General features: G+C 51.8%; 10 protein-coding genes and 1 tRNA gene. 3 read left to right on the top strand and 8 right to left on the bottom strand.

Going from position 1 to position 9876, the window contains the following annotated elements; genetic code table 11:
- Window positions 1-28 precede the first annotated feature (28 nt).
- Window positions 29-105, top strand: a tRNA-Met gene (locus C8024_RS18045).
- Window positions 106-262: 157 nt separating this feature from the next.
- Window positions 263-1579, top strand: a complete 1317-nt coding sequence (locus C8024_RS18040) for a site-specific integrase (RefSeq protein ID WP_173207732.1) — start codon at window positions 263-265, stop codon at window positions 1577-1579.
- A gap of 730 nt (window positions 1580-2309) precedes the next feature.
- Here the strand turns inward: C8024_RS18040 and C8024_RS23835 are convergent.
- The gene (locus C8024_RS23835) at window positions 2310-2495 is read right to left on the bottom strand and encodes a DUF6527 family protein (RefSeq protein ID WP_367947426.1); all 186 of its coding nucleotides are present in this window, start codon (window positions 2493-2495) and stop codon (window positions 2310-2312) included.
- Between C8024_RS23835 and C8024_RS18035 the strand changes: the two genes are divergently transcribed.
- Complete coding sequence (locus C8024_RS18035) at window positions 2476-2619, top strand: hypothetical protein (RefSeq protein ID WP_173207730.1); 144 nt, start codon at window positions 2476-2478, stop codon at window positions 2617-2619. The genes C8024_RS23835 and C8024_RS18035 overlap by 20 nt on opposite strands.
- 56 nt (window positions 2620-2675) lie before the next feature.
- On the opposite strand, the gene C8024_RS20525 is transcribed toward C8024_RS18035, so the two are convergent.
- From C8024_RS20525 to C8024_RS18010, 7 genes are read right to left on the bottom strand one after another with little or no spacing between them, the layout of a single operon-like run.
- Entirely contained in the window at window positions 2676-3164 is a 489-nt protein-coding gene (locus tag C8024_RS20525; protein WP_217272298.1) for a ThiF family adenylyltransferase, read from the bottom strand.
- Window positions 3155-4069 carry a ThiF family adenylyltransferase gene (locus tag C8024_RS18030; RefSeq protein ID WP_217272297.1) on the bottom strand — a complete coding sequence of 305 codons (915 nt, stop codon included), beginning with the start codon at window positions 4067-4069 and terminating at the stop codon, window positions 3155-3157. The genes C8024_RS20525 and C8024_RS18030 overlap by 10 nt, the downstream gene beginning before the upstream one ends.
- Window positions 4066-4920, bottom strand: coding sequence for a multiubiquitin domain-containing protein (locus C8024_RS18025; RefSeq protein WP_173207728.1), 855 nt, complete (start codon window positions 4918-4920; stop codon window positions 4066-4068). The genes C8024_RS18030 and C8024_RS18025 overlap by 4 nt, the downstream gene beginning before the upstream one ends.
- 35 nt (window positions 4921-4955) lie before the next feature.
- The gene (locus C8024_RS18020; protein ID WP_217272296.1) at window positions 4956-7346 is read right to left on the bottom strand and encodes an ATP-dependent DNA helicase; all 2391 of its coding nucleotides are present in this window, start codon (window positions 7344-7346) and stop codon (window positions 4956-4958) included.
- Complete coding sequence (locus tag C8024_RS20520) at window positions 7235-8416, bottom strand: UvrD-helicase domain-containing protein (RefSeq protein ID WP_217272295.1); 1182 nt, start codon at window positions 8414-8416, stop codon at window positions 7235-7237. Before C8024_RS20520 ends, C8024_RS18020 begins: the two co-directional genes overlap by 112 nt.
- The gene (locus tag C8024_RS18015) at window positions 8403-8969 is read right to left on the bottom strand and encodes a hypothetical protein (protein ID WP_173207725.1); all 567 of its coding nucleotides are present in this window, start codon (window positions 8967-8969) and stop codon (window positions 8403-8405) included. The genes C8024_RS20520 and C8024_RS18015 overlap by 14 nt, the downstream gene beginning before the upstream one ends.
- The gene (locus tag C8024_RS18010) at window positions 8959-9765 is read right to left on the bottom strand and encodes an RNA polymerase sigma factor (protein ID WP_173207722.1); all 807 of its coding nucleotides are present in this window, start codon (window positions 9763-9765) and stop codon (window positions 8959-8961) included. The genes C8024_RS18015 and C8024_RS18010 overlap by 11 nt, the downstream gene beginning before the upstream one ends.
- Window positions 9766-9876 lie beyond the last annotated feature (111 nt).

Raw genomic sequence — 9876 nt, 5'->3', positions numbered from 1 at the left:
CGCCCAAAAGGCAGCACGCAATTGTTGGCGCGGGATGGAGCAGTCCGGTAGCTCGTCAGGCTCATAACCTGAAGGTCGTAGGTTCAAATCCTACTCCCGCAACCAACTTAATAGCATAAAGTCAATGACTTAACGAAAAGCCTCGGTCGAAAGATCGGGGCTTTTGTTCGTTTAGACCCTATCACATTGCTAACACATTTTGACGAATTGACTAAAACCTGATAGCTCTAGGTTCTGATCTTCAAAATGATGGAGCGGTTTCGTGAAAAGCCATCCAATATTGAACGGCAAAGTTCAGCTCTACCGGCGCGGCGATAGCCGTATCTGGCAGTGTTCGGCATCGGTTGGCGGCAAACAGCGGAGGGCGACTACCAAGCGTGAAAGTCTCGCGCTTGCTTCTGAATTTGCCGAAGACTGGTATCTCGCTCTGCGGGGTAAAGATCATGCCGGCATTCTCCTTTCGGAAAAAAGCTTTGCCCAGGCCGCCCAGCAATTCCTTTCGGAATATGCGGTCATCACGGAAGGTGAGCGCAGCCAAAAGTGGACCGAGGGCCATGAAATCCGTCTTCGATTACATCTTTTGCCATTCTTCGGAGAGCTAGGCGTCTCGAAGGTTAATCCAGCCAAAGTGCAAGATTACCGGGTTCACCGTATGACATCCAGGCTTGAGCCTAATCCGGCCTCACGGAGCAATCGCCCGTTGGTGGACAAGCCGCCGGCGCGCAGCACATTGCACAACGAAATCGTTACACTCCGCATGGTCTTGAAGACAGCTATCCGCAATGGCTGGCTAGAACATTTGCCAGACTTGTCTCCGCCATACAGAACGCAGGGCAAGATAGTGCATCGGCCCTGGTTCAGCCCGGTTGAATATAAGCAGCTTTATGAAGCTACACGCGCTTATGCGCGTGAGCCCTATCATGAACGGGATCGTTGGAATGCCGAGCAGGTACATGATTATGTGCTGTTCCTAGCCAACACGGGCCTCCGGCCCGATGAGGCCAAGAACCTCCAGCACCGCGATGTGGCAATTGTCGAAGATGATGCGAGCGGCGAGACGATCCTTGAAATCGAGGTGCGGGGTAAGCGCGGCGTTGGCTATTGTAAATCTATGCCGAGCGCCGTCAGGCCTTATGAGCGACTGCTCGATCGGGCAAAGCCGGTCCAAACTGAAAGTCGCCGTGAAAAGCAGCGACGCCGTAAAGAAGGCCTACCGCCGCTGTCTGAAGACCCGCCGCAACTCGAATACCCTGACCTAAGAGATCCAGTCTTTCCCGGCAACCATGTGAGATTGTTCAACGGCATTTTGGAAAGGGCAAACCTCAAGCGTGACCGGGACGAAAAGCCGCGCACTGCGTATAGCTTGCGTCACACCTATATCTGCATGCGGTTGATGGAGGGTGCCGACATCTACCAAATTGCTAAGAATTGCCGCACCAGCGTCGAGATGATCGAGAAATTCTATGCCGCGCACATCAAGAGCACCCTTGATGCGGCCTCGATCAATGTCCGCCGTCCTAAGCGACCTGCGGGATTGAAAACATCAGCCCGCCCTGTGATCGGAATTGACGATGATTAGTCTTGCTAACGGTATGGTCGAGAAAGACCACTGTACGGTGGTATAACCATACCAATGAGGCAGACTGACCAAAGGGGCAGCGCCTCTGTTTTCTGCGAAATGACAGGCAATGGCCAGTCATGTTGGCGAAGTAAATCCCGAAGGCGACTGAGCCATCGCCTGAATTTTTAGAAAGCCCCTCAGACCGCCATATTTGTCAGTGCTGAAAGCTTGAACTGGAAGAGACATCAATTTCTGATCAACAGCGATTTACACAAAACCGTAGACAATTTGCCCGGGAAATGGTCCATTTCCGGAAATCATGAATTCGCTCGAAGATCGAAGCACGGAAATGCTAAGATTGAGTCGGTAGTCTCGTTCGACTCAAAATTCCGTTCCGCAAGGAGTGTGGGTTCGATTCCCACCGCCCACACCATCTAATTAGCAGGCTCCGATAAGCCGACCGTACGGTGGGCAGGAGCCTGCATTAGCGGATCGCTTGGGGACGCACGTCCCGCGCTCCGCGTTCGCGAAATGACAATCGAAGGTTATTGTCATGTTGGCCTAAGAGATCCCGGACGGGATTTGGCCATAACCACAAATTTACGGCGCGATGCGCCATTCTGCCTTTGGTAATTGACTGGTACGGTGTTTTGTCGATCCTCTATAGCGCTTGCGTCGTAGATGCGCTTAGCCACCAGAACAGCTTTGACTTCAGCCAGGTCTTTTCAGCGAATAGAGGGGCGCTGTTTCAATTCATGGGATTGGGTTGCGGCCGCCCATCCTTGCACCAGTGCACTTGACCATTCCTGAGCCAAAAGTGGCATCCACAGGCATTCCTTTGATGCACCGACGGATGGATCGTAGGTCGCAGCCAGAAATCAGTGACGAGCGTCCATCGCGGTCGGCGTTGAGGGTTGAGTGAAAGTGAAATCATCTCTCCGCAACCGCCGGGGCAGGACATGCAGGCCCATTTTTTAATTTTGCCGCTCTCCACCGAAACCATGGTGCCTGGTTCAATTGAAGCACGATCTGGCAATATTTCCTCTCGCTTGACCTGAAATTCAAAGCGCAGCCATCCAAGCCGTTTTAGCGTTTTTGCAAAAATGCTCTCATTTCAGCTCACCATGTCAATAAAGGGGGTCACGTCGCCGCGTCCCAAAGTGCTTGGGTTCTCGCAACAGGGACAATCCGGCTTTGGAGGTAATCCCAGCACCCGCTCATCGCGCGCGTGAAACCTGCGAATGCGGGTTGGCAGCATGCCGGAAGGCCCGGCAAAACCTGTAATGCCGGTCAACCACTCATTCACCGCCATGCTGGCAGCTTCAGTGGTAAACGTCACCACAGCTGGGGACGGATCACCTTCACCGAGAACATATGCCTCTTCTTTCAGCTTCTGGTATGCGTTGGGATCGGTCCGACGCAGCGTCTCTTCGCGCGCACGTCGAGGATCGATGAAACCTCCACAGAGCAGACATGCATGCCCAACAACCAATGTGGAGACTCGAGCAAATAGATCAAAGGACTGATCGTCTCGGCGTTGCATGGCCAAACCCACATCAATGACAGGGATGCCGTAAAACCGTGCGAACCGGTTTAAGAACAATCGCCCCGCGTGATCGTCCGTGCAGCAAAAATCACATCACAGGCCTTCAAGGAGTCCCACGTTGATGGCTCTCCCGCCCATGCATCGATTGTTACTAGTGACATGCCGAGGTCTGCTTCAGAAACCGTGCGAGCGTGAATATCGGCCTTGAGGGCCTTTGCAGCCACATCCCCTTGTCTCGCTCCGTGAAGCCGGTTGAGATTTGACTGTTCTGCACGGTCCTTCTCGAACATGACCGCTTCACGAATACCGAGCCGCATCAGGAGAGGAAGAACAGCACTTCCCGTCGCTCCGCCTCCCGCAATACCGCACCGAAACTTCGTCAGCATCTGAGTCGTATGTTCACCAAAGAGCCGAGTCTGGCGGTCTAAAAATGCAATCTCGGCATCATCGTCGTAATCCAGCTTTAACCGTGGTCCTGAATGGAAGATGCGAGTGATGTCGACCGGCTTTTCTTCTGACATCCAGATACGGGCAGCGACTTCGCCGTTACCCGCAATGACGATGCTGATAAGGCCCGCCGCACCTTTCATCAGCGCTGTACGCGCAAGTATCGCTTCGTTCTGATCATCTTGTTCAGAGAACGCGGCCCTGCCTTCGGGATGGGTATGGACAAGGGCAGGTACCAAATTGTCGGTCAACGCATCACCAAGCAACCGCATAAATCCGTCGGTTTGCCAGGTCACATGGCGGTTTGAGGCCGAAATCAAATCGGCAGGATCAAGGTTCGAAAACGCATGCGAGATCAGACGAGTACGCGGTGCCCTGGACCACGGGTCCATTTGGATGTCAGCGCGCCCAAACAGCATATATGCCGAACGTTCAGCACCGGCCCCTTGCGTCAGCAAGGACCGGATGCCGTCTTCATGTGGCTTTAGCAGAACGATATCTAAGGCGCCTTTCATGTCCGCGCCCCAGCCAAAGCCGTCTTGATACGCGCCACCATAGTGCGCAAACCATCAATGCCTGGACGCCAGGCATTGTTGTGACGCGACCAGCGCTGCCAGACCCGCCCAGCGAAATTGTGCTCGACCGTGCAGGCTTTGGGAACCTGCCCGGTGCCCTTCAGAACCAATTTCGGCGAAGCATAGAACATGTCCGGCGGGCAATCAGGGTATCCGCCTGGCAACAGCACCAGAATATCAGCCGTTTCGCATTCAAACTTGCCAGCAGGCAGTTTTAGCGATTTCAGCACAATACCGGTCTGATTACCTTCCTGGACGACCTCAAAATCATATCCATGTCCGGACAGGAATGACTGATCGATCGATGGAAGAACATCGCCTTCGGTCGTCTGATCGATCAACGAGACAAAGCGCTCGACACCTTTCTCGGCAAGATTAACGACGTCGGTATCAGAAATCTTGAGGTCATGTTGACCAGGGATTTCCTGCCAGAGATTGTAGTTTTTCGGCAGATCGGCAAGCTTGCGAAGGACGAAGCCGCTAATACAGGCATGCGGCCACTCCAGATCCTTATCGTCAATCTTGAACTTGAAGCTGCGATCGGTGCGAGCAACAAGTACTTTTTCAGCACCACGCCCACGAAGATCATAGCTTTCATCAAGGCGAAGATCCTCGAAATCGCCATTTGGAAGAATTGCGATTGCGACATGTTCATCGACCGGATGGCTGCCGTTTGCTTCAATAATTTGACGACCGAGAACCTTCGGATCGTCAAAAATGTGAGGTTTGTAGTCGAGATTTTCATCTGCAATCAGAACGCGGAAGCGATCATCTTTTTCGTTCGGTTTCATAAGTTTAATACCTTGTTTGTTACGAAGCACCGGCCTCATGCCTGTGCTTTCACAAGGTTAATCGCTGGCCCAGCGGGAAACCGGTAAGTCAGTTCAGATTTTTTTCGCAAGACTGCCCGACGGTATGTCTGTGCAAATGAAAAATATGGGCAGCGCGGACAAGTTCTCGCTGGCTGCTTGGGGCTGGCCGGGAATCTACCCGACATGATCGATGATACAGCGCTCTCAATCCGCTTTTTGCGGTAATTGAGCTTTGTCGTCCCCATATCTACCGGTGAGCGCTGCTCATCAGTCAGAAACACAAATTCGATGTCACCTATTGATTCTGCTGCGAGCTGATAGGCCGCAGCATCCAGTGTATCAGTTGACGTGGAAGTTTTTCGGCCCGTTCTGATGCGCCTGAAAATGAGCCGACCATCAGAGCTGGTCGTGCGTTCATCCGGTCGCACGATAATCTGCGCGCCGGCCAAATTCAAAACGAGGTCGGTGACTGCCTCGGGTACCTCATTGCTGCGTAAATTGAACAGATATGAAAGCAACTGTCGCCCGATGCGTTTATAGTCATCTTCATATCCGTGATCGACCGGACCCCTGGTTTCCCAGTGGCTTTGAAAGAGGCTGTCTAGCTCCGCTTCAGTCGCCACCGTAGTGGCCGGGTTTACGAGATCATGGATTGCGCCTTGAACTGCTGAGTGCATTTGCATGAAGGCAGTTTCCGTTCGCCGACCTCCCAGCCTTAGAGCGTGTGTGTACAGAAACCGCCTTGGACATTTTTCGTAGAGCGCCAATTGAGATGGTGTGATCACCAAGGGCGTGTCGAAGGAGACGCCAACTGCCTTCTTACTATCGATTGATGAGCCTGATACTGCGATTGGCGTTGGAAACTCGAGTTTATCCACGATGCGATCGATAAATTTGGACCGCTTCTGTGATCTACCATCAGCCTGTTTTGACGGGGCGTACATCAAAAGCTCGTTTTCAGCTCGAGACAGTGCAACGAAAAACAGACACTCCTGTTCTTCGTCATGCCCAGCTCTAACGGCATCCTTTCCTGAGTGAATTGCGCCCTCGATCATTCCATCAGGCGGAGCCGGAGTATTCTGCCGTGCAGAAGATGGCATTGAACGCCCGGTCAAGCTTGGAAGATGCAGTGTCTTAAACTCCAAACCCTTACTTCCATGAATTGTCATCAGGCGAACCGCATTCAGAGATTGGGCCGCTACTGGCAAGTCACGCAAATCTCTTTCATCGGAAAGGATCACTAGTCTGCGAATATGGTCGAGAAGAAGCGTGACGGGATATCCTTCTCCGTCTGCACGAACGGAACGCAAGAAATTCTGGAATTGCCACAAGGCTATCGCTGGTAATGATGGTTCGTCAGCCGCCTGGTTGACAAGGTCGCGGACCAGATTGGAATTGTCCAAATAAATCGCTGTAAAAGCGCGCCAAGGAGTGGATGTTTCTGTGAGCCCGTCCAATGTGGCGATGATCGAAGCAAGGCTGTGTCGTCCATTTTGGCTCAGATCAGCAAGGCTGGACAGGCATTCCTTCCATTCAAGTGGGTCCGGTTCAGGAATAGAAGCCATATGATGTGCGCATTTTGATACGTCATCTACAGACAACTCGAAGCCAGGCATGGTGGCCACGCAACCAAGGCCCATGCCGCGCGGGTCGGTAAGCAGAGACAGGAACGCCAGCGCCTGCTTTACTTCGGGTCGATCAAAAAGCGGTCCTAGAAATAAAACTGGGACGCCATGGGCCTCCAATCCCTTAGCAACGGCTGCCAGGCGATCATTGGCCTTGCATAAAACCGCTTGCTCTTTGAACGGAACGCCATTTTTATGCGCAGTTTCTATCCGGGCAGCAATTTCAGCAATTTCATCCTCTTTGCTTTCAACAGCGACAAAGGCTGGTAGCTTGCCTGCTACCTTTCTGTGGGCGATGGCTTCGACATTGGGTTCCGCAGCAAGCATGTCAGCTTCTGCGAATTCGACAAACGCGTCGCAAATCTCCTGATAAGAACGATAATTCGTTTTCAGGCTTTTGACTGCGCCGCCCGCGAAATCCTCGTCCTTAAATCGTTCCAGATTGAACGAAGACGCGCCGCGGAAGCGATAAATTGATTGTTTGGCATCGCCTACTACCCATAGGCCTTCGCCGCTCGGCTTCATCGCGCGTAACAGCCGGACACTGGCTCTGTTTACGTCCTGATATTCATCGACGAGGATGTGTTCATATTTGTTTTGCAGGTTAGTGCAGACCTCGACATCGCTTTCCAGCAACGTTGTTGGTAATGCAACCAGATCGCCGAAATCTACGAAGCCACCATTTTTCTTAAGGGTTTCATAAGATTGATAAACGTGAGCGATTTCCTGGCAGCGTTCAGCGGCTTCAATTTCCTCGTCTGAGGCGGCCTTCGCTTGCATTGCGTCAGCGAGTTTTTTGTAGCGGGGCGCATCAACACTTCATCTTTCGCACGGGAAATCGCCGACAGGATATCTTTGAGTTTTTCGGTAGGATCCCACAGGTCCTTAAAATGAGACAAGGACAAGCGAACGAACTCATTTTCGAGTAACGCTATGGCATCGGTTGTATCGAGTGGTGTTGGATCAGCGGGAAGATCCAAACGATCATGAAAGCGGCGAACAAGGTCGAGCCCAAAGGAATGAAAGGTTCCTATCCAGATAGCCCCGGCTGCCTCGGGCCACAAAGCAAGCGCTCTTTCCAAAAGCTCTCCAGCGGCCTTGTTTGAAAATGTGAGAACCAAGATTGAGCCTGGATCGACACCTTTGTCCCTAAGATGTTCGAGCCGCCCCACCAATGTTTGAGTTTTTCCCGTACCTGGTCCAGCTCTCAGCAGCAGGGCACCTTCCGAGTGGATTGCAGCTTCACTCTGTTCGGGGTTAAGCGGTTTTGGCTTCGATGATTTAGGCGATGCAGGTTCAATTTCAGGTAGTAACAGAGCATCGAAAAGTTGGACTGCGACCATATCGTATGGTGCCCCAAGCCGATCCGTGATCTGTTTTGCCGATAGGCTTTCCACGAGATACCATTCTCGCGCCAATGATCTCGGAAAGAGCAGCTCGCGGGCAAACAGGTCCATCAAGACTTCCTGACGACCTTTGTGACTGTAATCGACCAGGCGCTCCGCGCCGGTCGCCGATGGATCGGCAGAACGAGCCGGATCAATCTCAATTACCGGTTCTGCAGCATCGGTGCTGTCAAACTCGTCATGCCCGATTTCGTGAGCAATCAGAAAGGCGTTCAGAAACTTATTGCCTGTGTCTTCATGGCGAATGGCCTTGGAATCAGCATCGAAAAGTGCGCGGCCGCCTTCCAGTTGAGCATGGCCTGGGGGATAGGAGCGCACTTCGATATCACGTCTTTTGGCTTCCCGACGAACAAACGCCAGAGAGTCTTCCGGATCGCCACCCTTTGCAACCAAATTCGCATGGAACTCGGCGGCCTTTTGTCTGGCAAGCTCAATCCGATCCATTTGATGCGGACAATTTGTTTAAAGATTCCATTTCGCTTTCATCCAAATCCAGGCCAGCGACAAAATCATCAAATTCAACTGCCGCAGATCCCTGCGGTTTTGCATCGGCCTTGTAGGCCATTTGCGGGGCAGGTCCTGCTGTATTTTGAAGATGGTCGATCAGCTGATGGATACTTACTCTGGCGGTTCGCGCGAGATTTCCGACTACGGCACCAGGAATTGAACCAAGGCGGATTTTTCTATCGCGAAATCCCGCAACGAAATCTCTTGGAAGGCCCAAACTCTGGGCCAGTCCGCGTAGATTGGTTCCGGATAGAGCATTCATGACGACGGTTGTGCTCTGTTGAGAGCTCTCATCTGCCAATTTTGTTTCCAATGGCATGCGATCAACCGCGACTGACAGATCAACCAGGCGCAACTCGTGATATAGGTCAGTTAGCTCCACTGCGAGCGAAGGGAATCTTTGGACGTAATTCTGTAACGTCTCGGGGCCTAGCGACGGCTCCGTTGCGAAGTCATCGAGAATGTCATCTTTATCTGTTTTAGTTGACATTCTTAGCCTCCGTTTCTAGTATTTGCTGCAATTTCTTGACTGCTCGATCACGACGATTTCGGACTGTCTGTGGACCACAACCAAGAAGTTTTGATATCGTTTGAACTTCTGGGTCTTTGCTCTCGCTCGGTATTTTTGCAAAAATCATGTTGATCACTCGCCTTTCGTCTTCTGGAAGGGTGTCAATCGCTCGTTGCAGTTGAAACCGGTAAGTGATTTCATCTTCAATGCTATTTGAAGCAGGATTCAATCGGGCGAGGGCTTCCTCCACTTCAAAGGGAATATCCCCATCCTCATCATACTCAAGCTGTGTTGTTGGCTTATCCCGCCTATACATTTTTCGCATCGCATCATGTTTGCGCCGGGCAACCATATGGTCAAATGCGACTTCGAAACCGTCAAGCTTCTCGTCGTAAACTTGCCGATCGCACATGACCCGTTCAGCAAAATCATCGAGAACGAATTCCTGAAGATCCAGCAAATGTGCGACGGCACCATCTTTCTCGCCTAGGCGGACTTCAGAATGTGGGCACACTCTCTTTATGCGTGTTTGCAGAAGCTGATACAGTGCTCCAAACTGGGCATCGCTATTATGTGTTTTTGTTTGCCTCAGAAAGTACACCAGCACCTCTGAAGGAATGTACTCGGAATGCGTTCGGGCGCTGATCTCCGCACGATCGCAAAGCTGTTCAGAGGTCAATTCACGACATACTTGGATGAGCGCTACTGTTTCAGGTCTCCGCTCATAAAGCTTCCCTTCCTCAGTCGTCTTTCTAAGTGGCGGTAGATTGTCCATTCTTGCGATCTTTATAGTAATTTACGAGCAAAGTCTCATATGTATTATGGCTATAGAATTTTTTATGCAGAGGGTAGGCTTTTGATGATTTAGGTTCAGGACCTATTAAAT

Source organism: Sphingopyxis sp. BSNA05 (assembly GCF_013265645.1).
Classification (GTDB): Bacteria; Pseudomonadota; Alphaproteobacteria; order Sphingomonadales; family Sphingomonadaceae; genus Parasphingorhabdus.
Note: the sequence above shows the minus strand (reverse complement) of the source record. Positions and strands in the feature narration are given on the sequence as shown.